General features: G+C 45.0%; 20 protein-coding genes. 11 read left to right on the top strand and 9 right to left on the bottom strand.

The window, feature by feature from the left end:
* Positions 1-217: 217 nt before the first annotated feature.
* Positions 218-667, top strand: coding sequence for a DUF2489 domain-containing protein (locus tag DN062_RS08010; protein WP_162301271.1), 450 nt, complete (start codon positions 218-220; stop codon positions 665-667).
* Entirely contained in the window at positions 664-1,041 is a 378-nt protein-coding gene (locus DN062_RS08015) for a hypothetical protein (protein WP_112158819.1), read from the top strand. The genes DN062_RS08010 and DN062_RS08015 overlap by 4 nt, the downstream gene beginning before the upstream one ends.
* Before the next feature lie 7 nt (positions 1,042-1,048).
* Here DN062_RS08015 and DN062_RS08020 read toward each other — a convergent pair whose 3' ends face one another.
* The 6 genes from DN062_RS08020 to DN062_RS08045 form a co-directional block, all read right to left on the bottom strand.
* Positions 1,049-3,661, bottom strand: coding sequence for an ATP-binding protein (locus DN062_RS08020; protein ID WP_112158820.1), 2,613 nt, complete (start codon positions 3,659-3,661; stop codon positions 1,049-1,051).
* Positions 3,662-3,663: 2 nt separating this feature from the next.
* Positions 3,664-4,557, bottom strand: a complete 894-nt coding sequence (locus DN062_RS08025) for an ABC transporter substrate-binding protein (protein WP_162301272.1) — start codon at positions 4,555-4,557, stop codon at positions 3,664-3,666.
* Between the two features lie 65 nt (positions 4,558-4,622).
* Positions 4,623-6,665, bottom strand: a complete 2,043-nt coding sequence (locus tag DN062_RS08030) for a TonB-dependent receptor plug domain-containing protein (RefSeq protein WP_162301273.1) — start codon at positions 6,663-6,665, stop codon at positions 4,623-4,625.
* Positions 6,666-6,704: 39 nt separating this feature from the next.
* Positions 6,705-8,813, bottom strand: coding sequence for a TonB-dependent receptor plug domain-containing protein (locus DN062_RS08035; protein WP_112158823.1), 2,109 nt, complete (start codon positions 8,811-8,813; stop codon positions 6,705-6,707).
* A 136-nt stretch (positions 8,814-8,949) separates the two neighbouring features.
* Positions 8,950-9,525 (bottom strand): YceI family protein, encoded by a 576-nt coding sequence (locus DN062_RS08040; protein WP_112158824.1) that lies wholly within the window; start codon positions 9,523-9,525, stop codon positions 8,950-8,952.
* Positions 9,522-10,091 carry a cytochrome b gene (locus DN062_RS08045; RefSeq protein ID WP_112158825.1) on the bottom strand — a complete coding sequence of 190 codons (570 nt, stop codon included), beginning with the start codon at positions 10,089-10,091 and terminating at the stop codon, positions 9,522-9,524. The genes DN062_RS08040 and DN062_RS08045 overlap by 4 nt, the downstream gene beginning before the upstream one ends.
* Before the next feature lie 80 nt (positions 10,092-10,171).
* Between DN062_RS08045 and DN062_RS08050 the strand changes: the two genes are divergently transcribed.
* Entirely contained in the window at positions 10,172-11,101 is a 930-nt protein-coding gene (locus DN062_RS08050; RefSeq protein ID WP_112158826.1) for a LysR family transcriptional regulator, read from the top strand.
* 7 nt (positions 11,102-11,108) lie between these two features.
* Here the strand turns inward: DN062_RS08050 and dacB are convergent, their stop codons facing one another.
* On the bottom strand, positions 11,109-12,563 hold the full coding sequence (dacB, locus tag DN062_RS08055) for a D-alanyl-D-alanine carboxypeptidase/D-alanyl-D-alanine endopeptidase (protein ID WP_112158827.1): 1,455 nt from the start codon (positions 12,561-12,563) through the stop codon (positions 11,109-11,111).
* A 158-nt stretch (positions 12,564-12,721) separates the two neighbouring features.
* Between dacB and DN062_RS08060 the strand changes: the two genes are divergently transcribed.
* From DN062_RS08060 to DN062_RS08095, 8 genes are all read left to right on the top strand, one after another.
* Entirely contained in the window at positions 12,722-14,077 is a 1,356-nt protein-coding gene (locus DN062_RS08060; RefSeq protein WP_162301274.1) for a TAXI family TRAP transporter solute-binding subunit, read from the top strand.
* Positions 14,067-15,167 carry an MlaE family ABC transporter permease gene (locus DN062_RS08065; RefSeq protein WP_112158829.1) on the top strand — a complete coding sequence of 367 codons (1,101 nt, stop codon included), beginning with the start codon at positions 14,067-14,069 and terminating at the stop codon, positions 15,165-15,167. Before DN062_RS08060 ends, DN062_RS08065 begins: the two co-directional genes overlap by 11 nt.
* Positions 15,168-15,252: 85 nt before the next feature.
* The gene (locus tag DN062_RS08070) at positions 15,253-15,948 is read left to right on the top strand and encodes an ABC transporter ATP-binding protein (protein WP_205126689.1); all 696 of its coding nucleotides are present in this window, start codon (positions 15,253-15,255) and stop codon (positions 15,946-15,948) included.
* Positions 15,949-15,953: 5 nt separating this feature from the next.
* Positions 15,954-16,853 carry an MlaD family protein gene (locus DN062_RS08075; RefSeq protein ID WP_112158831.1) on the top strand — a complete coding sequence of 300 codons (900 nt, stop codon included), beginning with the start codon at positions 15,954-15,956 and terminating at the stop codon, positions 16,851-16,853.
* The gene (locus DN062_RS08080) at positions 16,850-17,452 is read left to right on the top strand and encodes an ABC-type transport auxiliary lipoprotein family protein (protein WP_112158832.1); all 603 of its coding nucleotides are present in this window, start codon (positions 16,850-16,852) and stop codon (positions 17,450-17,452) included. The genes DN062_RS08075 and DN062_RS08080 overlap by 4 nt, the downstream gene beginning before the upstream one ends.
* A 41-nt stretch (positions 17,453-17,493) precedes the next feature.
* A complete protein-coding gene (locus DN062_RS08085; RefSeq protein WP_205126690.1) occupies positions 17,494-17,922 on the top strand; it encodes a protein tyrosine phosphatase family protein in 429 nt (142 codons plus the stop codon).
* A 51-nt stretch (positions 17,923-17,973) separates the two neighbouring features.
* The gene (locus tag DN062_RS08090; RefSeq protein ID WP_112158833.1) at positions 17,974-19,731 is read left to right on the top strand and encodes a SulP family inorganic anion transporter; all 1,758 of its coding nucleotides are present in this window, start codon (positions 17,974-17,976) and stop codon (positions 19,729-19,731) included.
* Complete coding sequence (locus DN062_RS08095; protein ID WP_112158834.1) at positions 19,732-21,798, top strand: hypothetical protein; 2,067 nt, start codon at positions 19,732-19,734, stop codon at positions 21,796-21,798.
* 23 nt (positions 21,799-21,821) lie between these two features.
* Here DN062_RS08095 and DN062_RS08100 read toward each other — a convergent pair whose 3' ends face one another.
* Together DN062_RS08100 and DN062_RS08105 are read right to left on the bottom strand one after the other, a co-directional pair.
* A complete protein-coding gene (locus DN062_RS08100) occupies positions 21,822-22,739 on the bottom strand; it encodes a transglutaminase family protein (protein ID WP_112158835.1) in 918 nt (305 codons plus the stop codon).
* 56 nt (positions 22,740-22,795) lie between these two features.
* Positions 22,796-25,411, bottom strand: a complete 2,616-nt coding sequence (locus DN062_RS08105; RefSeq protein ID WP_162301275.1) for a circularly permuted type 2 ATP-grasp protein — start codon at positions 25,409-25,411, stop codon at positions 22,796-22,798.
* Between the last annotated feature and the right edge of the window lie 6 nt (positions 25,412-25,417).

Consider the following 25,417-nt stretch of genomic DNA (forward strand, 5'->3'; position numbering starts at 1 on the left):
TCATCGCCGATGGTAGTGTGGGGTTTCCCCATGTGAGAGTAGGTCATCGCCAGGCATTTATTTAGAGAAGCCCCTGATTCCATGAGTCAGGGGCTTTTTGCTTTTATAAAACCTTAAAACATAGGGTTTTAAACCATCTTTGTTTATACTTGCATCTTCTAATCTTGTAACACTAAGACACTTTTATTACCTTATGAATACGATACTTTTAATTTTCATGTTTTTATTGGTCATTCTTGGCCTTCTATTCTTTATCATAAAACAGCTTCGCAGTGAGAAAGAAAGGAAGGAGAGGATTCAAGATGAGCTTGTTAAGGCTGAAGAGGCTGCTAGAAAGCATAAAGCTTACTTAACCGAGAGCATCCAAATCATTTCCAAGGGTGTTCTAGAAGAACAATGTGGTATCACAGAAGGGTGCATACGGCTCAAGGTGCTTATCGAGAACATTGCACCACACTTATTGCAACATGCTGAGTTGAAAGTCATACAATTGATGTTTGATAAAACATCTCATATCCCTTTGCTTGATGACTGGAAGGCGCTTTCTAGTCTAGAAAAAGACAAGTTTTTAGCTGAGATGTCTGAAGTTGAAAAGATTTATAAGTCAGATGTACAGTCTGCCGCTCATTTTCTTTTGCAGTATCCATTCAATCAGACTCAGCAATGACCGAATTTTTTATTATTTTTGTGATTAGTGCAATTTTCATAGGGCTAGTAGGTATCTCGCTAGCCTTTGGTCGTTCACCTAGCTACCGCCCAGAGCGGGCTTATGTCTTGAAGTTGCTGCAAGGCATTCAGGATGGCACGACTGAGCCCCATGTTTGGGATATGTTTATTGGTTACCCCATAGGGCATGATCCTGAGTTGGAGCTTGTGCGGAGAGAAATCGTTGCTATACACGAAGGCGACGAAAACCATCCACCTGCACTTTCGGGTATTAATGATTTTATCTATGACCGTGAGACACGAAAGCGGTTGTCAGTGATTGAACAAAAACTAGAGACTCTCATAAAGAATCAGCCTATCGTTAAAGACTTCTAGAAGATTGTTATGCCTCCTCAAGATCCACAACACGTTTTAGACGATAATAAGCCTTCCAAATGGTTTTGATATCATCGCTCTTAATCGCATCAGACAGTGACGCTGCTGAATGTTCAATTTCTGGTTTCTCAAAGATGCCTGAAAAGCCTTTAAGTTGATGTAAGTTTTTGTCTATTTGCTTAAAACTTCTCGTTTTCATACAGGCTTCTATTTCATTGATTTGATCAATTAATTCGTTTTTCAGTTCACTAATTGTTGTCAGTTGTCGAGTTTCAGTAAAGCGTATTTCAATTTTGGGTAAGCGACTGTCTTTTTTAGCGAGTGCTGAGTTTAATAGATCTGACAACTTATCAATGTTAATGGGTTTTAATAAAACTTTAAAAATTCCTGTTGCATTTAATGCCTCTCTTTCTCTAGGCGAAATATTTGCCGTTAATGCGATTATTTCAAGTCCTGGGTGTGTTTTCTTAAGTAGTTTTGATGCTTGTATGCCATCCATATCTGGCATGTTAATGTCCATCATAATCAAATCAGGTGTGCAGTCTTTAACCTTTTCTATGACCTCCAGACCTGTTTCAGCATTCCGTACAGTGGCACCTGCTTCTGTTAGCATTCGATTTATGAGTAGGCGGTTGTATTTATTATCTTCCGCCACCAGTATGTCCAGGGGTGTATGGAGTCTTGGAATAATTTGGTTTTCTTCTGTGTATTGAATATTACGAAAGCCAAGCGCACTGTACAATTTACTCGGTGATACTGGTTTACTTAAGAGTTGTGTATTTTTGTCTCTAACTGAAAATTTACGATCAGACGGTACCATGAAAATTAATTTGATCGATTTGTATTTATGTCGAATTTGACGAAGGCTCATCTGCAATAGACGATCATTAGTAAGCTTTGGGGGAAAGCCCAATACAATACAATTGAAACTTTTTTTGCTTTTTAATAGATCTTTAATCGAAGTAAATTCTTTTGAGTAATCGGTAACGTTTTGCAATTGACTGTGTAGTGCTGATGACACTTTAGGGTGAGGGTCATATATAGCAACACTAATCGGAAGCATCTCAAGCAGTTCATCTCTATAGACATGTGTTTGGATCGGTAAATTAACAATAAACTCTGATCCAATCCCTTCATTGCTTTCGACGCAAATGCTGCCTTGCATTAGGTTAACCAATCGATTCACGATTGCTAATCCAAGACCTGAACCACCAAAGCGTCGACTAATGCTACTATCGGCCTGAGTAAATGAGGAAAAAAGTGATTGCTTATATTCCTCAGAAATACCAATCCCCGTATCTCTAATTGATATTTTTAAAGCCCCTCCATTTTTATGATCGTAGTAGGGCGATATGATAACCTCTCCTTGTTCTGTAAACTTAATCGCATTGCTAACTAGGTTCGTAATGATTTGTCGAATGCGAGTAGGGTCACCTTTCAAATAAGGGGGAAGTGCATTTATTGGGTTGTAAATGAGCTCAAGGCCTTTTCCATGTGCAGTCGGTGCTTGCATTTCGAGGGCTTTATAGAATAACTCTGAAGGGCTAAAGCTTATCTTTTCAAGCCTCATAACATCCGACTCTAACCGAGTGAAGTCCAAAATATCATCAATAATGGTTAGAAGTGTTTGTGAGGTTTGGTCAATAATCCGTAGATAATTTTGAGTTTCTTCAGGGCGGTTGTTCAGTTTAAGCATTTGTGTAAAGCCAATCACCGATGTTAAGGGTGTTCTAAGCTCATGACTCATCCGTGCTAAAAATGCATCCTTAGCATGGTTGGCATCATCTGCCTTTTCCCGTGCTTTAATTAATTCTAAATTGGTTGTTTCAATATCATGTAAACTGCGCGAGAGGGCTTTTGTTGCCTTTTCAATTCTGAGCTCAGCCTCTCTTCGACTTAGCTGAACATTAGCTGCAAGCTGATTAATACCGCTCGATAGCATATTGAGTTCGAGTGTGGCTGAGTTACGAGCACGCGCATTCAGTTCACCGCGTTGAAGTCGTTTAATGACTTCGGTCAATCCAATAATAGGCTCAGTAATGCGTCGACCAAAAAATTTGGCTAGCATCAATGTGATAACGAAGCCAATCATGATAATTTGCAAACTGCCTAAAATTATATGGTTTTGGCGTTTAATCATCGGTTTGGCGGATACTAGCAGAATGACCCACCCGATGATTTCACGCTGTGTATCGGCTATAGCGTATTCAGGATTATCACTGAATTGAATCGGCCCTACACGAACTGGCTGTAGGAAATACCAATAGTCATCAATGATTGTAAACTCTTCGGTTAATAAGTCGATTGGAAGTTCTTGATCCTCCGTTCTAAAAACAACATTTTTGTCTACATCTAGGAAGATCACGTCTGAGATCATAGGGTCCTTAAGCAATTGGGTACTTAAGGGATTGAGTTCATTAACATTTCCACTAAAGATTCCAAAAACAGAAGCGGCTGAGAGTAAACGAGTCAACTCTGTTCCTTTATCGATGAGGGCATTGCGTGAATCGTCGAGTTTCGTCGAAGTAAAGTAAAATCCTAGAATCAGAGTTAACACAAGCATTGGTGCGAGAGAGAGGAACAAGACACGGCTGCTTAAAGAGGACTGCGTGATTGTCATTACTACTTACTCGTTTTGAGTGCATCCAGCATCTCATCTATTTCAGGTAGGTTGATTTGAAGAGTCCTAGCTGCACTACGATTGACACTTAACGAGAAATAATTAGGGAAACTTGGTGGTGGTAAGTGTTTGTGTTTCATAAAGTAATCGAGTACTTCTCCCGTTTGGCGGCCAATTTGTGTTGGTGTTGAATAGAGCCCAATGACCGCACCTGCATCGACGTAACTTGCTGAAAAGCCTATTAGTGGAACTTTATTTCTAAGTGCTATATACAAGGACCAACGTGTTGCGCTTCTGTTGAAAAGTGCATTATCCGGCAAAGAGAGAAAAACATCACTTTGTTCAATAATGGGTGTTAATTCTTGTACAGGGTTGTCTGATTCGGATAAACGAGCCGATATTGGGGTAAAGTGATGCTTTCGACTATAGGCATCAAAATGCGGTTTAAGGTGGTGTGAGTTGGGACCCAACAGGGTTCCTAAAAACTCAGCATCTGGTTGAATCAAACGTGCTAGATGAATCTGTCGCTCCAAAGGTTGGTCTAAGAAAAGAGCCGAGAGGTGCTCTTGACTGAGCCTAAGCGATGCTTGAGTGGTTTGTAGAATGAGTTCATAGGCTTGCGACGGTAAGAAAGTACAGAATAGAGATTGATGGCTTTGAATGGCCGCTAAAACACTTTGGCAGGCACGCGCACCGATGGCGATGAATAGTTGAGATGAAGCAAGGCTCTGTGTTTGATCAGATATAGCATACACCTGTACAGGATGATCACTGTTTTGTTCCATTGCTGAGACAACATTCAGGTAAGTTTGTGTGTGCTCGCTTAGTACAACACTAACGGCTGCATAGGATTTAATGATCGATAAACAAAGCACTAAAAGAATACAAAGAGTCATGAAAAAACTTTTCAGTGATACTTTTAATCTTACGTATCCATTCATCACATGTTCCATTTGTGTATTCAATCAAGGCTGTATTTCATTTGAAGAAATACTCGCCGTCCAAAATGATGATCCTGGTAAAATTCCTGATAGGTTTTCCCTAACAAGTTTTGCAGCGTAAGCGATATCTCAACTTGAGACTGTTTAAGGCCTGACCAGCGTCTACTGAGGCGAAGGTCATTCCTTGTATAACTAGGTTGCTCTTCTAATGTGCCATAGGTTTTTCGCCATTTTGCCGAACTTACTTGATAGTGGCCAAAACTGACATTCCAATTATGCTGTGGTTTCCAGTTTATCAGTATTGACGTGCTATGCTTTGGAGTCAATCGTTGGCTGGGAAAATTTTCGTAGATCCCTTGGCTCCATTCGGATGTTTTATTTTCTAAGTAAGTATAATTCATCAAAAAGTCGAGACGGTCGTTAATTTCCCATTTGAATTGCGTTTCGATCCCCACATTTGACCAAGCCGCATTATTTTCCTTTTTTCCAGGCTGATGGGCTTCATTGGTTTTGCTTGTGACAATTCCACGTGTCACTTGCTCATAAAAAAGACGATTATCTACATACGCATTGAATGATGTGAATGCATGCAGTGCGGCAATTTCCCAGCTATTGATGCGCTCTGAGTTTAAACTGGTGTTATTGATTTCAAAAGGAATGTAGCCAAACTCCGTGTTGATGCCGAAGTTGACTTCTTGTTCCAACATTGAAGGTAAGCGCTCACTTCTGCTGAATCCTAGACGAACCAATGTGTTATCTTTAATTGCGTAGTTTGCACCGAGTCGAACAGATTCGGCCTCGTTATCTGTTTTACGTTGTTCGTAAGATAAGCCGAGATTGAGATTCAGCTGTGGTGTCAGTTGCAATGAACTGTTGTTGAAGAGCCGCATGCTGTTGGCATCAATGCGTCTCTGCTGCAGAAGAGCAGGACTGATTGTTTTTTCGTAGCGATGCTGAAGCCCTGTGTAGGTTCTGAAATTAGTCGCAGGCGTATACTCAAACCCTAAAAGGGTGCTTAGTGTTTGCGTCAATCCATCTTCTCGGTACCCTTTGTAATCTGGGTTAAGACTTAAAAAAGCTTGAGCATCCTTAAGGGTATTAATATTGCTAAATTTCATTAACGTATAAGGTTCAGGTGTTCGTTCTTCAAGCTTAAGATTTTGGTAAGCATGGTCAAAATGCATGGTTAATGCTGGGCTGATAATTGATGACCAACGCAGCTGTTGATAAAAAGTTCGGTAGTCTTGTTGAGCAATATAACGGTCAGTTTCAGGAAATGCATGATAGGGATAGAGGTAGCCAATATCATTAAAGCCGGTATCTATTCCAATGCGATAGGTTATTTGGTTATGTAAACTAGGGGAGAATTCAACGGTGGCATTAAGAGCACTTCGTCGACTGCTATCATTAAAGCGATTATTGCCATTATTTTCAGTATAAAAGCCTGATAATGAATAAAAAACCCCTCGATTTTGTTCAGAAAACTTGGCATGTACTTGGCGTGTGTTAAGTGAACCAAAGGTAGTGGATATTTCAGTTTTGCCAATCATTGCCGGATGTCGGGTTATAAAGTTGATTGAGCCTAAAAAGGCATTAGAGCCAAGTGTTGCAGTATTGGATCCACGAATAACCTCAACTCGTTCAATATCTTGCGGCAGTAAACCAATGCTGTTCCACAGAACAGTAGACAATAGAGGTGTATAGACAGAACGGCCATCAATCATTATTTCAAGATGGTTTGGAAATTGGTCATTTACGGAGTGGTAACTCGTACCGAATTTGTTGCTACTGACGTGGAAGGCTTGAAAACCCGGAACAAGACGTAATATATCCACAAGATGCTGCGCACCAGAGGCCTCAATCGTTTCTCTGTCAATGATGGTGACTGAAGACGGTGCTTCTAATAGTGTTTGGGCCATGAGTGTCGCCGATGTCACGACCGGTATGTGCGTAAGTAAGGCTGTTTCAGAAAGGTCTTCGGCTAAGGCTTTTAGGCTTATAAGGGCTAAGCTAAGCAGTATGCCTTTTTTAAGCGTATGCGATATAGAATCCAAAAAAAACAAAACGATTACATCCTTGTGGATCATGCCATTGAAGTTTTATTAATAGGTTAAGCGCAATTGTAGATAGGTCCTGCGTTCAAAATCATGGTGATCATAAAACTCTTGGTAGGTTTTATTGAAGGCATTTTGTACAATTACTGAGGTTTCTAAGTCTTGTTTTGCTCCTATGCGCCATTGCTTCGATACGCGCAGATCGGTTCTATTATAGGCATTTTTGTCGTCACCTTCTAGCCAATGCACCTTCCCCATAAAGTAATGAGAGGCACTTAGCTGCCAATCAGGTGCGGGTGACCAATTGATGAGGAGAGATGCAGTATGCTTTGGTGACAGCATAGAGCGATTAAAAAAACCACCGCCAATACCGTCATTTGACCATCGAGCTGCATCAGTGTCGATGTAGGCGTAATTGGCTAAAAACCAGATGTCATCGTTAAGTTGGAGTTTCAGTTGTGTTTCCACCCCTTGGTTACGCCACTCGCCAATATTGCGATTTTGCCGAGCTCGCTTATCTCTATGCTCTTCTGTTACGGCTAGATTATAGCTGGCAATACCCTGAGTGATTTTTTCATGGAATAGTCTTAGATCAATATAACCAGGTAACTCAGAAAACTTGTGAATAAAGCCGATTTCACTGCTATTGATCTGCTCGGGTTTTAGGCCTGAGCTGGCGATAACAGTGGTGTCATAAGTACTCCCATCAGGGTTGTATAGTGTAAAGTTATGGTGTCGCTCTACAAGCGAAGGTAAGCGCTCACTTTCGCTATATCCTATTCGTAACGTGCTGTTTTCGGTTAAACGATAATTGCTGCCGATGCGGTACGATAGGGCAGCCGAACTGCCTTCTTGCTTTTCAAATAAGGCGCCTACATTCAGTATCAGGTTTGGCTTGATACTGTATTGCAGGTGGTCAAAGATGCGGACTCGTGTGCTGCTTACGTCTCCAGTTTGAAATAGAATACCGCTCTTTCCTTGGTCATACCGCATGCCAACACCTGCTGTGTTCTGCAGATTGCCTTCTTGGTGATTGATTGCAAGTTGTAAGTCTTGTTGCGTGGTTGAGCCATCTTCGCCTAAGCGTCTGAAACCTGGGTTTGTTTCAAGTAGTGACTGTATGTTGCGATAAACTGCACTTTGTCGAACTAAATCGGGATAAAGCTGCCACAGAGCATATTCATTTGGAGAAAGAAGGCTATGCAATAAGTCATCAAGGGATTTATTCTCTTCTTCTAAGCGAACATGACTTCGGTAAGCCGTTAAATTGAGTTGGGTTTTGTCAGACAGATCTCTCCGCCAGCGAAGGTGTTGGTAGTCTGCATCATAGTCTCGACGAGCCGTATAGATACTGTAAAGACGGTACTGTGGGGCCTTAAGGGAACCAATGGTAATATGGCCAGTATCATACCCAAGCCAGATGTCTACTTGATCCTGTAAAGTGGGAGAGAAGCTACCCGCAAATGATATATAACTGCGTTGACCACCATCTTGGAAACGTTTACTGCCCGCGTTGGTTTCATGGCTTAGACTTAAACGATAGTGACCAGATGCATTGGCTTCGGTAAAGCGCACGTGACCCATTTGTGTATCTAAAGAGCCCAATGTTGAGTTAAGTTGCATGCGTGGCTCAGTGGCTGGATGGCGCGTAATGATATTAATGGCACCCATAAACGCATTTGAGCCATGAGTGGCGGTATTTGAACCACGAATTACTTCAATTCGCTCTATATCTGAAATATGCAGACCAAGAGAGTTCCAGTCCGGTGCTGAGATAAGCGGCATGTAAACCGAGCGTCCATCGACCATGACTTCTAAGCGGTTTGGGAAGTCATTTGAGAAGCCATGGTAAGTGACACCATACTTATTGGTATTGACATGAAAGGTTTGAAAGCCGGGCACTAATCTAAATAGGTCGGGAACAGTAATTGCACCAGATGCGGCAATTGTCGCTTTATCAATGACCGTGATGGATGCAGGCGCTTCGGTTAGGTTCTGTGATAAACGAGTGGCTGAGGTGACGACAGGAATGTCCGTGAAGAAATCGTTTTCGGTCGGAAAAACTAATTCATTGTGTGCATGGCTTACGGATACAAAAGAACATGCAGCGAGTACAAACAGGATAAAAAATCGAATTGGAAAAGGGCGATTTGACATTAATACTCTTCCGCACTGGGTCTAACTCACGATAATAGACGAACTATACCGGATGCCTAAGAAAAATAATATGCCATCACACTAATACAGAATTACCCTAAAGAGGGCAATTCTGTAAGCATCTAAAGATAATCGCTTATTTGCGAATACCTTCTATTATTAAGTCAAGATGGACTATTTCTGCAGCTGGGCCAAGATTAAAGTCAGCACCAAAATCAGGCAGGTTTAATTCCGCTGTTCCAATAAAGCCTGTTCTGTATCCGCCCCAAGGATCTTGACCTTCACCCACTTTTTCGACTTGGATATCAACAGGCTGTGTTTGACCTAAGAAAGTAAGCTGGCCAGACATTACGCCTTTGCCATCGCCTAGATCTTCATATGAGGTGCTAACAAAGCGAGCTTCAGAAAATTGTCCAACATTAAAGAAATCAGAGCTACGAATATGACGATCTCGTTCAGCATGGTTACTATCGACAGACGCTGTGTTAATAACGACTTCTAAAGTTGTGTCTTCTGGACGGTCTGCATCATAGGAGTAAGTGCCTGAAAACTCGTTAAAGCGTCCTGCGACATAGCTGACACCTAGGTGATTAATTTTGAAATTAATGGACGCATGTGCGCCTTGAGTGTCGATAACATAATCAGCTGCAAAAATAGGGCTTGCAACTAAAGCACCTATCAGAGCAAAAGGCTTAAGTTTTTGAAAAATCATTGAGTGTCTCCTTTGATGCCCAGCATTCGGCTGAGCGTATTGTCTTTCGATATGTAATGATGTTTGAGAGCCGCTAACGCATGCAAACCTACTAAAATCATCATGAGTGTTGAAGCGTAGAAATGTATGTCACCAGCTAAATCTTCTTGCCTAGTGGCTAGAAAAGGCAAAGCAGGCACACTAAACCAATCAAACACCTGAATACTGCGTCCATCTGCCGTCGAGATCATGTAACCAGAGCTCACGACGATCATTAAAAGTAGATACAATGAGATATGACCTGCTTTAGCCGCTATAGTTTCCAGTGAACTCGATGAATGTATCAGAGGTTTTGGCATCATCGCTGACCAGATCAGTCGTATTATCAGTAGACAGGCAACTAAAATACCGATGCTGCGATGAATGTTTGGGTAGATACGATAGCCTGGGTCATAATAGCCTAGGGATACGATATACAATCCTAGAGGGTACATCCCCAAAATCGTTAGAGCCATTAGCCAATGAATACTGATACTGATCCAGCCATATGTCTCAGTTGTATTAACCCATGAACGCGTAAATTTCATAATGTACCTTTGTTTAAGTTTCTATGCTTAGAGTAAAGCGTTCATGCTTATTCGTCTAATGCATTATTTGGATAGCCACTATGCATAAAGTGAATTTTGCAAATTTGGATTTGAATTTATTACGTGTTTTACATTGTTTGTTAGATGAAAAGCATGTGTCGAAGGCTGCTGACCGTTTGCATTTGAGTCAACCTGCCGTCAGTCGTGCTTTAGCTCGCCTAAGGGATAGCTTCAATGATCCACTGTTGGTGAGGACCGCTCAAGGTTATGCACTCAGTGCGCGAGCGGAGTCTATGCAATTGGAGTTGGCTGAGGTGCTGCGCTCCATTGATCGAATGATCGCTAAACCCATCTTTGATCCAGCGACAGATCGTGGCGTGATCAAAATGACGGGTTTAGATTTAGAGTTGGCGCTTTATGTCCCTCAATTGGTTCAGCGCATGCGAAAACTCGCCCCTTTTATGCATCTGGAAACCGTGCGGCAAGAGTTGGATAGCTTTTCGATGCTGGATAAGGACGATGTGCAGCTGAGTCTGAGTGGTCTAGAACCCATGACATCGGGCGGTAATTTTCATCGAGTGAAACTGGATACAATGCCAGTGGTCTGTTTGATGGATGAAGGTCATCCTCTTACCGGATCTGAGATGACGGCTGAAGATTATGCAAGTGCTCCACATGGCTTGGTTTCGATTACTGGGCGCGGGCCCGGCAGTATGGATCAAGTGCTTGAGGAAGTTGGGTTACAGCGAGAGGTTGTAGTGCGCTTAAGTGGTTTTATGTCTGTCGCCGATTATTGTGAAGGTACAGATTTAGTCTTCACGTTACCTTTACGCTTGGCGCAGCGTATTTCGGCGGGTCGAAAATTGAAAATGTTACCTTTACCGACTGCACTTCAGCGAAACCCAGTGGCTTTTTATATTTATTGGCATGCGCGACACCATCATGACCCCCGACTGACGTGGGTACGTTCGCAGCTCTTGGAAATTACCCAAGAGCTGCCTCGCCTTTGACGTCTACCTAGCAACTGCCATCTCGTCTAGGCTGTTGATAAGCCCAGTCGACAATAAGTTGTTGCATGCGAGTGCCATGGCCTTGATGAGCTTCTGGATGATTAATCATTAAGACCACCATGATATCTTCATCACAACGGCTGCGAACGTAACCACTAATTGCGGAGACTTGATTTAACAGTCCCGTTTTCAAATGCATGCGTCCGGCCTTCGGATCGTTACGGTATTGGCGGCGTGTGGTGCCGTCCACTCCCGAAATTGACATGGATGACATAAATTCAGGGCGATAAGGACTTTTCCAGCCAGCCTCTAAAACCTGCCCTAATTGATTGGGCGTAATGCGAGCGGTTCGGCTGAGACCCGACCCATTCTCAATATAGAGCCCCGATGTATTGACGCCTGCATTTGCAAGCGCATTGCTTAGGGCTACTCGTGCTTTTTCGAGGGTGGCCGGTGCACCTAAGCGTTCTGCACCTAGGGTGAGCGCCATATGGCGTGTCATCACGTTATGACTCCATTTATTGGCGACCTTGATGAGATCCCCTAAGGGACGGGATGAGTGCACCATCACACGCTCGCCAGTCAACGGCGTACCTGAGTGAGAACGAATTTGGCCAGTGAGCTCTCCCCCCCATTGCGCCCAATGCAAACGGAAGAGCTCGGCGGCATTATAAGCAGGGTCGACAGCGCTTCTCAGAAGTTCATAAGGGCCGCATTGCACAGGATAACTTCCACTTAGCGTGACTTGGTTTCCTGTAACATCGTAACGTATACCCCGCTGCCAAGCATCGCAGCTACCTGACCCTCTAGTGAGTTGATTGTTGATGCGCAGGCCAGGTAAGGGAGGCTCAACTTCAACTCGAATCTGATTAGTGCTGTTCTCTGGAATAATATGGAACTTTAACGCATTTGAGTTGACATGCAGAGCGTAAGGCAGTTGATTATAAGCTCTAAATGGTTGACCATCGAAGGCGCCAGGATCTCCCGCAGGAAGGTTAAAGTAGCTGTCATCTAAAATAACATTTCCTTCGATGCGTTTAAGTCCTGTTGTTCTTTGTAAGTCACGTAGCATGCGCCAGTGCTCTTCACTCACAAGTCCCGGGTCTCCAGTACCACGGATAATCAAATCGCCACGTAAAACGCCATTCACAATCGGTGCCGTTGTTCGTATTTCAGTGCGCCAAGTATAGTCTGGGCCTAGCTCCAAAAGAGCAGCAAGTGTCGTTGCCAATTTGATAGTTGATGCAGGGTTAAATAGCTTATCACTGTTATGACTCGCTAAAACCTGCGTGTCATTTGCGCGTTTAATCCATATACCCATTGAATCTAAGGGTAAAGATTGCGAGCGTATTGTTTGCTGTAAGCTTGATGGAAGGCTATCCGCATAGGTGATAGAGGATAAGCTGGTGTAACCCACGAACAGGGAAGCAATTAGCAAAAAATGGCGAGTTTTTCTTAACATGTTGAGTGCTCTTATCAATCCATTTGAGTAATAATCATCTCTGTATCATACAGATATTGCGTGATCTCTGTCAGCGCCAAATACACATATAGGCAAACACTGTGGTACTCTTTCATAAGAATACTTAAATATGACAAATGGTTAGGGGAAAGAGGCCTATGCGAGTAAGCCAACGCATGCGTTTAGGGATTGAATATGTGAATGTCATTCTTCCTTTTATTCTTCTTGGTGCCGTGCTCTTCGCAATTGCTTGGCCGTTTGTAGAGCCTGCTCCGCCAGAACGTTTTACCCTGTCCACGGGGGCGAGTGGCGGGGCGTATGAGCAAACAGGGCGCCGATATGCCGATGCGTTTGAACAGGCAGGTTTTGAATTACACATTGTTCCCAGTGCTGGATCGGTTGAAAACTGGCAACGTCTCTTACGCAAGGAAGTCGATGCTGCATTGGTTCAGAGCGGCACCCTGCCTGAGGGTCAGGCTCTCCAAGACGTTCAAGCCGTCGTGAGCATTGCCTTAGAGCCATTGTGGGTTTTTTATCGATTAGATACCCGATCAGCTACTGCAGACCCTCTTGCACGGTTAAGTGATCTGAGTGGAAAACGAATTGCTATAGGTGCAGAAGGCAGCGGTACTCAACGATTGGTGAGTTCACTGTTAAATGAAGTGGGTATGTATGGAACCCTAACGCAAGGCACCGAGTTGGTTAGTCTAGGCGGGCGAGAAGCGGTTGAGGCCTTGCGCAGCGGGCAGGTCGATGCCGCCGCCTTTGTGATGTCACCTGATGCCCCTTTAATGACTGATTTGTTGTTAGACCCGAATCTACACGTGCTGGATTTTAAGCGTGCTGAAGCGATTGCTCGTCGTTTGCCTTATCTAACGGCGGTTGTATTGCATCAAGGTGTCGTTGACTTAAAAAAGAATTTACCACAAAGGGATATTCACTTATTAGCCGCTTCTACGTATTTGGCCATTCATCGTGAGACACATCGTTCGATCGTCCAGTTATTGATTGAGGCAGCCAAACGTGATCAAACACGCTTAAGCTTGTTGGCGGAACCTGGGTATTTTCCCTCCTTGAGTCATATTGATTTACCCATTGCATCTGAAGCCGACTATTTTTTTCAGCGTGGCCCTAATATTCTACATCGACACTTACCCTTCTGGTTGGCATCATTGGTGGATCGCTTAGCCATATTGATCATTCCACTGCTGGCGATCATGATTCCACTTTTCCGAGTGGCCCCGCCGGCACTTCGCTGGCGTGTACGCCGACGTATTTATCGTTGGTATAAAAAGTTGCGTGTGATTGATGCTGATTTAATGCGCTCCGATACACCAATGGAGCTGATTCAACAGGATTTGAAACTGGTCAGTCACTTCGAGGATGATGTGGCAAATACGGATGTTCCTTTATCCTATATGGAAGAATTTTATAATTTACGTTTACATGTTGCCTACATAAGAGAAAGGTTAGAGCGTCGTTTAGCTCAGTTGGAGGATACACATGGCACTTAGCCATAAAACCGAACTACCGACCTTGGTCCTGAGGGATCAAGGCTATTGTTTGACTGGGCACTGGACCACACATCATATTCAAGCTCTTCAGCGTGTAGGTCTCCCTCGCTTAAAAGGTGGTACGATTGATTGGTATTCAGAGATTCAGTCTTTGGATACGAATGGTGCTGTTTTTTTACTAAAGCTGATTAAAAACAATGGATCTGTCTGGCCAAAAGGATTATCAACGGCACATGAGCGATTGTTAAACTATGTGGATCAGTATGCGATAGAGGTGCCGGCAAAAGCACCTGAGTTAAATATGCTGGCAGATATCGGTTATCGTGCGACACAAACGCTGGGACACGGGCGCGAATTGCTGGAATTTTTTGGTCGACTGTCGGCATTGCTGTTCAGCTTGTTGCTTAACCCACGTCAATTAAAAATTAAGATGCTGTTGGATGTTGTGCAGCGCGACGGTTTGCATGCCGTGCCTATTATTGCTCTTCTAGCATTTCTGTTGGGGGCGGTGATTGCCTATCAAGGTGGATTGCAGTTGGCGACCTATGGCGCCAATATTTTTATTGTTGAGCTGGTTTCATTAACCATGCTAAGAGAGCTTGCCCCTCTGATCTGTGCAATTATTGTGGCTGGGCGTTCGGGCTCCTCTTACGCCGCGCAATTGGCGACGATGCAAATGAACCAGGAGGTTTTGGCTTTACGCAGTTTGGGGCAGGACCCTTTTGCCTGGCTTATTTTACCAAAGCTGCTGGGGTTAATGCTGGTCATGCCGTTATTGACCCTATTGTCTATGTTTGCCGGTATAGCAGGTGGGATGGTCGTCGCATCCTTGCAATTAGGCTTGAGCCCTCTTGAGTTCCTGCAAAGGTTTGGAACGGAAGTGGGCGTAATCCATGTATGGGTAGGTTTGATTAAGGCCCCTGTGTTTGCTTTGCTGATTGTTAATGTAGGTTGTATGCAAGGCTTATTGGCAAAAGGTGGCGCTGAAGCGGTTGGGCATAGTACGACACGAAGTGTGGTACAGGGGATTTTTTTGGTCATTATTGCCGATGCATTGTTTTCGGTATTGTTTGCACAACTAGGTTGGTAGCCTCCAGAGGAAATGAATGACTGTCGTCAATCTTAAGGACATATGTACACGATTTGGGACGCATGAAGTCCATCGGGATTTATCTTTGACAGTAGAAAAAGGTGAACGCCTTGCATTGGTTGGAGGGAGTGGATGCGGTAAGTCGGTTTTGCTGAGTGAAATTGCGTTGCTTCGTCAACCTGATGCAGGCGATATTGAGCTATTTGGGCTTAGCCTGCAGTCATTGAATCAATCAGGCATGGCGCACTTACGTAAACAAATAGGCATGATGTTTCAGCAGGGAGCTCTGTTTAGCAGTTTGACCGTTCTTGAAAACATTATTTTGCCTCTTAGAGAGCATCAGCGTTTATCTGAGTCACATTTGCAAGAGTTGGCGATGTTAAAACTAAAACTGACGGGCCTTCCAGATATAGCTGCTTGGAAATACCCTCAAGAACTCAGTGGTGGCATGCTAAAGCGTGCTGCAGTGGCGCGCGCCTTGGCACTAGATCCAGCCTTATTATTGCTGGATGAACCAACTGCTGGACTTGATCCAGCAGGGGCGAGTGATTTTGACGAAATGCTGTTAGAGTTGCATGCAACCTTAGATTTGACCTTAATTCTAGTCACGCATGATTTGGATTCCTTGTGGCGAGTGACCAGCCATGTTGCTTTTCTAGGTGAAAAAAGAGTGTTAGCGAAGCAACCCATGTCTGTATTGTCAGAAAATTCACACCCAGATATTCAGCATTATTTTAGTAATACCCGCGCTCGCCGTGCGGCGATAGAACTGGAGAATTAAGTCTAATGAACCCTCGTATTAACTATACACTCGTGGGTGTGTTTGTCGTGTTCTTAACCCTAGCAGGTTTAGGCTTGCTGGCTTGGTTATCCCAAGATACACGACAGCTTCAGCGTCAGCCGTATGTGACGTATTTTAGCGAGTCCGTCGCAGGTTTGAATGAGCGTGCGACGGTACGTTACTTAGGCGTTCCTGTGGGAATAGTGGAGCGAATCTCTCTTGACTTAGAGGTAGAGGGGCGAGTGCGTTTAGATCTTCGTATCGATCCAGACACACCTATCCGAGAAAGCTCGGTTGCAACGCTTCAAAATCAAGGTATTACAGGTTTGTTGTTTGTCGAAATTAGCAGTGGGAATGCAGACAGCCCACGTCTTAAAACGTCGGCAGACCAGCCGGCTGTGATCACAAGTCAAGCGTCTCGTTTGTTGCAGATTGCAGATGCTTTAGGTGAGTCCTTGGGGCAAGTAAATGAGCTGATTCAAAATCTGAACAATCTAACATTTCAAATCAGTCTATTAACGGATGCAGAAATGCGAGATAAAATTGGCTCACTATTAGACAGTGTGGTTCGATTAACAACGAGTTTGGATGTGCAGTTGGACTCCTTGGATTTGCAGGTCTATGCAGATTTGGCGCATTCACTGATTCAGTTGAGTGATGAAATGCAACAGCAGTTGGTTCGTATACCCGATAGTGTTGATGGGATGGGCCGCCAAGTGCAAGAAAGTCTAGAGCAAGCAGGTCGACAGCTCGCGTTAATCTCAAGAGACAGTCAAGCAACGGCACGACAGGTCTCACCTGTGCTATCTGAATTGGAAACTCTGTTGGAATTATTAAATCGAGATACAAATGTTTGGCTGAAGGGGGCTGGTAAAAGGCCTCCTGGGCCTGGAGAAACCCCATGAAATACCTTCGCCATATTGTCAGTGTCTTTTTGCTCAGCGCAATAGTGAGTGGCTGTGCCTTGCTACCTGAGTCAGGCAATGCGCCAGTTCAATTGCAGTTAATGCCCTTGCTGCAAGAGAGTCGCAGGAATGTCGTCGAGGGAATCGATACGCCCGTGTTAGTGATAGAGCGACCCCAGTCCACGGCTGCATTAAATGGCCGTGCCATTTGGTTTCAGTCGGGACTTAATCAGCTCAGCCCTTTCCGTGACCATATTTGGAGTGAGTCTTTACCACAACAGATAGAGCATTTAAGTATCGATTATTTGTCTGGGCGTTTGTCTCAGGTCAGTGTCCATATGGACAGGCCGGGTATAGACTCAGACTATCGGTTACGAATTCATTTGCATCAATGGCATTTAGATCAAACCTCTCAACGTTTGTTGGTGGTGATCCATGCCGATTTATTGCGTGCGGATGGTCAGCGAGTTGTCAGTTGGCAATGGCAGCACTCAGAAGCTTTGATGGAGGTCAGTGCTCCAGGGTTGGCCGCCGCCGGACAGGTGTGGCTGCAAAAATGGTTAGATCAGGTTGCCGATGGACTACAAGAGTATTTATAACCAAGGTGCATTAAAGTGTGACTTGTGCACAGGAGAATAGAATGAGTACGACTTTACCCCCAATGCGTCAATTGAGTGAACATCTGCGCACGGCTGCGCAACTTTCGTCAGATGAGGTTAAGGCCTTAGCTGCGCAGGGTGTTAAAACCCTGATTTGCAACCGTCCAGATGGAGAAGAGGAAGGTCAGCCCAGTGCGGAGTCAATGCGCACTTTGGTGGAGTCTTTGGGAATGAATTGGTACTTTTTACCCGTTGTTTCAGGGCAAGTGATGGACGAACAAGGTGATGCGTTTGGCGAAATACTCGCTAAAGCTGAAGCACCGGTAGTGGCCTATTGTCGAACAGGCGCACGTTGCGGTTGTCTATGGGCGTTGAGTCTACGACATGAGCGCAGTGGTGAACGTTTGGTTGAGGCGTTGAAGTTGGCTGGATACGATATGCCAGATTTCTTTAAGCGCCTCCAAGGATAAAGATTTGAATGAATCCTCCTGCACCTGATAAGGCGGTCTGGATGTCACTGGATGCTTAAACAAAAGACGTCTCACCCTAAAGGGAATGCTTTGTACTCAGGTGTTTGGGGGCTTATTCGAGCGGGTGGCTATCAGCGGGCACTATTCGTTCAAGATCTGTCAGCGGCGTTGGTCGTCACCCTGATGCTGATTCCGCAGAGTTTAGCCTATGCACTCTTAGCTGGCTTGCCTTTGCAAGTAGGGCTGTATGCCAGTGTCTTGCCTTTATTGGCTTACGCGCTCTTTGGGACGAGTTCGAGTTTGTCCGTTGGTCCCATGGCCATTATCGCACTTTTGATCGCCATAACGCTTGAGCCCTTAGCCGTTAGGGGGAGTGATGAGTACGTTGCGCTTGCCATGTTATTGGCTCTTTTATCCGGCGTCTGTCTTGTACTCATGGGCGTATTGCGGATGGGGTTTCTTGCTAATTTTCTCAGTCATCCAGTGATGGCTGCATTTATAACGGCGTCCGCTATTCTAATTAGCTTAGGCCAGTTAAAAGGCATTACCGGTATTGCAGTGGAAGGCAGTACGGCTTGGCAACAAGTGAATAGTATTTTTCAATCCGTACATTCTCTTCACTTGCCAACTTTGGCATTAGGGGTTGGGTCTTTAGTCTTTTTACTGTTAATGAGGCGTTTCCTTTTGCCCTTATTAGCACCACTAGGGCTGTCTGCCAGGGGCGTGTTGCTCCTTTCTCGTATGACCCCCCTGATGGCTATTTTGGTCACGACTGGCATTGTATTTGCTCTAGGACTACATGAGCAGGGCGTCAGTATAGTGGGTGCTCTGCCTCAAGGTCTTCCTCAACTTCAACTGCCCCAGATCAGTTTAGCGCATATACAAATGCTGATCCCTGGGGCTATTTTAATTAGTTTGATTGGCTTTGCAGAATCGATTGCAATCGCAAGAAGTTTAGGAGCGATGAGGCGACAGCGCGTTAACAGTAATCGTGAGCTGTTGGGTTTAGGCGCGGCGAATGTGGTGGCGGGGTTTAGTGGTGGGATGCCAGTGACCGGAGGGCTTTCACGCTCGGTTGTTAATTTTGATGCAGGTTCAGTTACTCCTTTATCTGGCGTGATGACGGCGGCTTGTATTGCACTCATTCTATTGTACTTCACCGGTGTTCTTTACTATCTACCCCATGCCGTGCTGTCGGCGATTATCATTGTAGCGGTGCTTGGGTTGGCAAATTGGCAGGAGTGCCGACATCTATGGAATTATAGCCGTGGCGATGGCTTATCGTGGATAGTCACCTTTATTGGTGTGCTGTTATTCGGGGTGGAAGTAGGGTTGATGGCTGGCGTTATAGCTTCATTGGCGAGTTGGCTTGGGCGAAGCAGCAACCCTCATATGGTAGAAGTGGGGCGGGTGCCAGGCACAGAGCATTTTCGTAATACTCAGCGCTATGACGTAGAACGCTCAGAGCGCATATTAACCCTGCGCATAGATGAGAGTTTAATGTTTGCTAATGCGCAAGAGGTTGAGAACTATTTGTTAAATATGCTGGCGCAACGTACAGATGTTGAGCATTTGGTATTAATGGGATCGGGGATTAATCATATCGATGCCAGTGCGTTGGATATGCTAGAGCGTGTTAATGAGCTTTTGTTGGAGCAGGGGGTACAATTACATCTATCGGAAATAAAAGGCCCTGTATTGGATAGATTGCAGCAAACCCAGTTCTTGCAGCATTTGAGCGGTCAAATCTTTCTGACACAGCATCAAGCCATCCAGACACTGGATCAACTCGATAAAAGGGTAGACTAAATGTCAGAGAGCTTGAGATTAAGGCCTGTATTGAATGTCTTGGTCGCCGGTCATAGACAAGAAAGGCTTCAACGAAACTGGAACATTCAAAGTGATAGCAAGCGCTCCGAATACCTGAATGACGCGTTGCAAGTAGTCTTAGCTCAAGTTAAACAGGTTGGGGCCCAAGTTTTCCAAGATGCACATGTTTTGTATGAAGGCTCGCCTGAATATAGGCTGTTGACGGGCGTAGCGACTGGGGTCGATGAAATGGCTCGGGGCTTAGCCTCTGCAAATGGCTATTCCTTGCGGATGATGACAGCATCTACACCGAAAGAGCGGCTTGACTATGACCATCAACTGGTGAGTTTAGATAACAGCCGTACGCAAAGTGACATGGATGAGAGTGACTATCGGTTAAGAGATGATATCCTTTTAACCTTTTCGGATATCACGATCGCTGTTTGGGATGAGCAAGAACCGATCAAAATACGCAGTGGTACAGCTCATTTGATCCGTAATGCCTTGATTAAGAGGACTCCGGTCATTCTGCTGTCACTGCCAAAAGGCAGCGATACACCGGTCATAAAAATGACGGAGTTAACACGTTTAACAGAAGCTCGTCTGCTTGAAATGCAGACAATGGAGTGTTCACCTTATCAGTTACTGGCCTGTTTTTCTGAAGCGGATGATTTGCATTGTCTGTCTAGACGTCTTGATGAGTATTTGCGCTTAATTTTGGCACCGTTTCAAATGTCTGAGGCGGTGCAGGAAGAACTAAAGCAGCATCAGCTGATTATCGAACAGCCTTCATTTTTGCAATACTGTCTTCAAACATTTTGGTTTGTGCTCAGTTTTGGAGTCCTACCGAAACCTATGAATTCCAAGCAGTGGCTTAAGCGTCAAACAACTTGGTTAAAGGCCATGTTTCATCCACCGCAAATGAGCCAAGCGTTTAGGGTCTATCGCATTTTACATGCGAGTGCAGAGCGGGAAACCTTCCAAGACAGAACCATTCGGCATATTCATGTTTTTTGTATAGCCTTGTCACGTTTAGAGTTACGCCGTTTGTTGTCTGCCTTTATGCCAGGTGCGGGTGCGCCTCAAATATCAATGAGTGCAGAGCAAATGCCCAAAAGCGCATGTATCTCTTCAATTGGTTGGTCGTTTGCTTGGGCCGATCAACAGGCACATATCTACTCGTCTCGTCACAAACATGATATTTGGGTTATCTATTTTGCAGCTGCATTCGCCGTCCTTTGTGCGGTGGCTGGAACATTAAAAATATGGCCAGCCTCACAAGAGGGGCTAACGTTAACTTGGGTCTTTTTTGAGTATTTCTTATTGCACTTCATTTTAAGACGTGTGTTACGCTCACGTTTTAATGATTGGCATGGACATTGGTTGAGTTATCGTTTTATTGCGGAACAGCTGCGCTATGCGAATATTGGTTATCCGCAACTCGTTTTTCCATCGTCATTTCATCATTCGTATTGGACGGTACAGCAGAACACTCTATCGTTCAGAAGTGCAGAGCTTTGGGTTTTACAGCGGGTGTTGAAAACACAAGGGTTACCTCAGCCAGAATCAGGATACTGTTTATCAGAACAAAACCAAGAGCTGCTAAAAGGGATGCAGAAGGTGATAGATGAGCACCGTACTTACTTTTTAAACAGCTATCAGACGTTGCATCATGAACATAGCTATTTGCACAAATTGGCGTTTGGACTCTTTTCGGTTACGTTTTTAGCCGTGACGGTGCATTTTTTTGTGAATTTATCTTGGATCTTGATTTTTACCGCTTTCTTCCCCGCTTGGGGGGCGGCGATCCATGGTATTTTATCTCACAATGAAGTGGCTCGAATGTCAGCGATGTCGGGTCGGGTGTGGAGTCAGCTAGACACCTTTAACGATGCATTTGAGTTGTATCAAATTCGTTTACTTGAGCCTGATAAAACCGTCATGGGCACTTGGGACAAGGCGAAGGAGTTGCGTGAAATGACTCGGGCTCTACTGAACATTCTATCAGAGCAAAATCAAGAGTGGCGCTCGTTGCTGCAGCATAACCACCCTGATTTACCCGGTTAGAGCTTAAGCGCCTGACTCAAGTCTCAGGCTGCATTCGCGTCTGCAGTTGGCAGTGGAATGACATCCACGGCGACAGATAAAAAGTCATTGCCTCCTCCCGTCATTACCCCCTTGAGTGGCGTAACATCGGCAAAATCCCTACCCCAACCTAAAATGATGTAGCGCTCGTCGGGTAAGCAGCCATTGGTCGGATCAATTTCGAGCCAGCCCCATTGCGGAATATACACAGCGAGCCATGCATGAGTCGCATCTGCACCTTGAAGCTTTTCTTGCCCAGGTGGCGGTAGTGTTTCCATGTAGCCACTCATATAGCGCGCAGCTAACCCCAATGAGCGCAAGCAACCGATGGCTAAATGCGCAAAATCTTGGCAGACGCCACGACGAGAGGCAAGCACATCGAGAATAGGTGTTGCGATAGTTGTATGCTCGGGGTCGTAAATGAAATCTGCAAAAATTTGCTGATTGAACGCAATAATAGCATCAATTAATGAGCGATCGGAGGTAAAGCTCGTACGTGCGTACTCAGCCAATAACGCGTCATGACGAATAAAGTCTGAGTCCAACATAAACAGTCTTGCTTCTAAAAGATCTTGATCAATACAGGCTTCTAATGCCCTCTGCCCCGTTTTAAGTTGATCTACAGCGCTTTGCCAGTTGAGATCAATCTCTGCGGGTGGAAAGGGACGGGCCGAGGTGGTAATAACACTGCTTGCTGTCACTTCAAGCGTATTGTGAAGATCTTGCATCGAGAAGTAGTTGACGCGATTACCAAAAAAATCGGGCCGCTCGCGCAATCTGACAGGGGCGGGTGAAATAGATAGCTCAGCGGACTCAACCTCTTGCCAGGGCATGATTCTGGGCAAGAGGCGTGCTTCATTGTGGCTTAAGGTCACATCACTTGAGTAGTCATATCGAGTGGTGTGACGCAATTCGTATTTCATCAGTGTGTCAGGTGCTCTAGCTTAAAAGTGCTCTATTGTATCTAGACTTGGCATGCTTATACAGTGCTTTGCATGGTCACCAATTGGCGAGGTGCTTCCACATGGCTGAAATGGCTATGTGAAATGGCATTGGAAAGCTCCGACATGGGTTGGATGAGTTGATCAAGCAATGTGGCCAACGCAGCTTGTGCCTCTTCCGAATGATCTATGTTCACTAAGTTATCTAAGTCGGCAAGATGCAATGCACTTGTCGCTTGTATCACTAAGCGGGTCTCTTGGTTGCGGTAGGGCGAAATATTCGGATGTGGTAATCGCTCGATTTGTCGGCTAAGTCGTTTCAACATGTATCCGACGGAACGCGGGTTGGTTTCGTCAAACAACAGTAGATCTAGGATTGCGGATGGATGCAGTTGTGAACGATAACGACGACGATACACGGTGAAATTATCGGTGGTTGCTAACACAACTTCCCATAAGGGGATGCCGGGATGCCTAGCGGTGAGCAAGGCTAAACGCAGCAGTTCTAGCGATAGCAATATCCGTTCAATAAAGCGACCAATATCCAAAAAACGCCAGCCATAATGATGTGGCATTGTTTCGTTGCATAAACCAAAAAAGGCAGCAAGGTTGGTGACGACGCCCTCTAAATGCCGTTGTGCCATAATCGCGCTCTGTGCGCTTGGCATATCATTGAAGCGTTGGCGAAGATTGTTCACTGTGCGCCAAGCATCATCCCCTAGATGGTCACGAACCGCGCGGCAATTGCGTAGAAAGTGACTAAATAGCCAAGGCATGCCGTCGTTTTGGTGTTCTGCAAACAGTTCTAATAAACAATTTCGTAAATTCAAATACTCCGCACGTGTTAATCGAGTATTTTCAGTCGATGCTGATTTGAGAGCTTTAATTTCGCTCGGTACGTTTGGATAGTCGAGTTCTAGTGCCGCGAACAGGTCGGGAATTAAGCGGGTGCCTGTGTCTTCTTGGTCTTCCTGTTGTAAGCGAGAAAAGGTTTCACGTAGTAGACGTGATCTGATATCTAAACGTTCACCATAGCGTCCCATCCAAAAAAGGCTATCGGCCACTCGACAAGGCAGATCGGTGCCGTCGCGAGTGACAACAATGGGACCATTGGCTTGACGCAACAAACTGATATGCGGTTGCGGAACGGGTGCCATCACCCATATATCTTTGACGGTTTGGCTTTCCATTAACGGCGTGCCTGCATTGCCAATCCAAGCGAGTCCGCCCGGCATAATACGGTACTGGCGTTCTGCAAGTGGTTTGAAAAGGTCATCAGGCTCAACCAGACTGAACAAGCGTAAGTTCACGGGTTGAGGTTCGAACTGACGGCTTTTGATATTAAAAACAGGTGTTGTTGCCGCTTTAGGCTTATCCAATGCAACGAACAAAAAAGGCTGGCGTTGGATGGATTTATACAGCGTTTCCCGTTCGTTGACAGATAGGTTTTCAGGTTTGATCAAACGGGTCGGCGTGCGTACATCTTTAATTAGCCATTGCCCCGTTTCATTGAGAACACGCTCTAATTGTTGATCTTGGCCACACCATAGAGCAGCTCTATTCTTTAACAGCAGCTTTTCACCTAAGAGGTGTTGGCAGAGTTCTGGCATGAAAATGGATAAAGCGGGGTGCTCCAATACGCCAGTTCCTAAGGCGTTGGCGATTTCAACCTCACCATTGCGTGCAGCCTGCATTAAACCAGGAACACCAAGTAATGAATCGCCTCGTAGTTCTAGTGGATCACACCAAGGGTCGTTGATTTGTCGAAGAATAATATCGACGCGTTTGAGCCCCCCAAGTGTTCTCATGGACACTTGCCCATCACGAACGACGAGATCGGCGCCTTCAGCAAGCGTGAAGTTCATATAGTTGGCAAGCCAAGCATGCTCGAAATAGCCTGGACTACCGGGTCCTGGTGATAACAACACAATGTTGGGATGCTCTTTCTGACCGCGGTTTAAACTGGCTAGACAGCGCAGTTGGGCCTGTAAAAAACCGGCTAAGCGTTTAATCGGCGCTTCTCGGTACAAATTGGGTAAGGCACGGGCAAGGGTAATACGATTTTCGAGCGCATAGCCTGTACCAGAAGGCGATTGAGTCCAATCACCCAATACTTGCCATTCGCCTGAGGCATTTCGTATAAGATCTGTGCTGTGAAAAATGATATAGGGGCGATCCGGTGTTTGCTCTTCATTCAGTGCCGGAAACAGATAGCTTGGGTGAGTGTAAATGAGTTCAGGCGGTAAAATACCTTCTTTGATGACATTTCTTGGCCCATAGAGATCATTGACTAAGGCTTCAAGTAAACGAACTCGTTGTGTTAATCCTTGCTCTAATGTCTCCCACTCAACTGTACTGATCACATACGGAAGACAATCCAGCTCCCAAGAGCGCATGCGGCCAGGATCATCTTCATAGGAGTTAAAAGTAACCCCATTCTCATGCAGTAAGTTTTGCGCTTCTTCACTTCGCGCAAGCAGGGTTTCTGTACCTAGCTGGCTGAACTCCTCAAGCAGAGAATGCCATTGAGTACGAATGCGATCATCCGAACTAAAAAGCTCATCATGGGCGTGTACCCCATGCTGGTTCAGTTGTTTAAGATAAGCAGACAGCATTGCCTGAAATTCTGCATTAAGTGAATTGGGGTCGAACATCATGAG

Source organism: Nitrincola tibetensis (assembly GCF_003284585.1).
GTDB lineage: Bacteria > Pseudomonadota > Gammaproteobacteria > Pseudomonadales > Balneatricaceae > Nitrincola > Nitrincola tibetensis.

Coding starts and splice junctions, on each gene's coding strand:
- DN062_RS08010 (WP_162301271.1), top strand. CDS start 218: ATGTTTTTATTGGTCATTCTTGGCCTTCTATTCTTTATCATAAAACAG.
- DN062_RS08015 (WP_112158819.1), top strand. CDS start 664: ATGACCGAATTTTTTATTATTTTTGTGATTAGTGCAATTTTCATAGGG.
- DN062_RS08020 (WP_112158820.1), bottom strand. CDS start 3,661: ATGACAATCACGCAGTCCTCTTTAAGCAGCCGTGTCTTGTTCCTCTCT.
- DN062_RS08025 (WP_162301272.1), bottom strand. CDS start 4,557: ATGACTCTTTGTATTCTTTTAGTGCTTTGTTTATCGATCATTAAATCC.
- DN062_RS08035 (WP_112158823.1), bottom strand. CDS start 8,813: ATGTCAAATCGCCCTTTTCCAATTCGATTTTTTATCCTGTTTGTACTC.
- DN062_RS08040 (WP_112158824.1), bottom strand. CDS start 9,525: ATGATTTTTCAAAAACTTAAGCCTTTTGCTCTGATAGGTGCTTTAGTT.
- DN062_RS08045 (WP_112158825.1), bottom strand. CDS start 10,091: ATGAAATTTACGCGTTCATGGGTTAATACAACTGAGACATATGGCTGG.
- DN062_RS08050 (WP_112158826.1), top strand. CDS start 10,172: ATGCATAAAGTGAATTTTGCAAATTTGGATTTGAATTTATTACGTGTT.
- dacB (WP_112158827.1), bottom strand. CDS start 12,563: ATGTTAAGAAAAACTCGCCATTTTTTGCTAATTGCTTCCCTGTTCGTG.
- DN062_RS08060 (WP_162301274.1), top strand. CDS start 12,722: ATGCGAGTAAGCCAACGCATGCGTTTAGGGATTGAATATGTGAATGTC.
- DN062_RS08065 (WP_112158829.1), top strand. CDS start 14,067: ATGGCACTTAGCCATAAAACCGAACTACCGACCTTGGTCCTGAGGGAT.
- DN062_RS08075 (WP_112158831.1), top strand. CDS start 15,954: ATGAACCCTCGTATTAACTATACACTCGTGGGTGTGTTTGTCGTGTTC.
- DN062_RS08080 (WP_112158832.1), top strand. CDS start 16,850: ATGAAATACCTTCGCCATATTGTCAGTGTCTTTTTGCTCAGCGCAATA.
- DN062_RS08085 (WP_205126690.1), top strand. CDS start 17,494: ATGAGTACGACTTTACCCCCAATGCGTCAATTGAGTGAACATCTGCGC.
- DN062_RS08090 (WP_112158833.1), top strand. CDS start 17,974: ATGCTTAAACAAAAGACGTCTCACCCTAAAGGGAATGCTTTGTACTCA.
- DN062_RS08095 (WP_112158834.1), top strand. CDS start 19,732: ATGTCAGAGAGCTTGAGATTAAGGCCTGTATTGAATGTCTTGGTCGCC.
- DN062_RS08100 (WP_112158835.1), bottom strand. CDS start 22,739: ATGAAATACGAATTGCGTCACACCACTCGATATGACTACTCAAGTGAT.
- DN062_RS08105 (WP_162301275.1), bottom strand. CDS start 25,411: ATGTTCGACCCCAATTCACTTAATGCAGAATTTCAGGCAATGCTGTCT.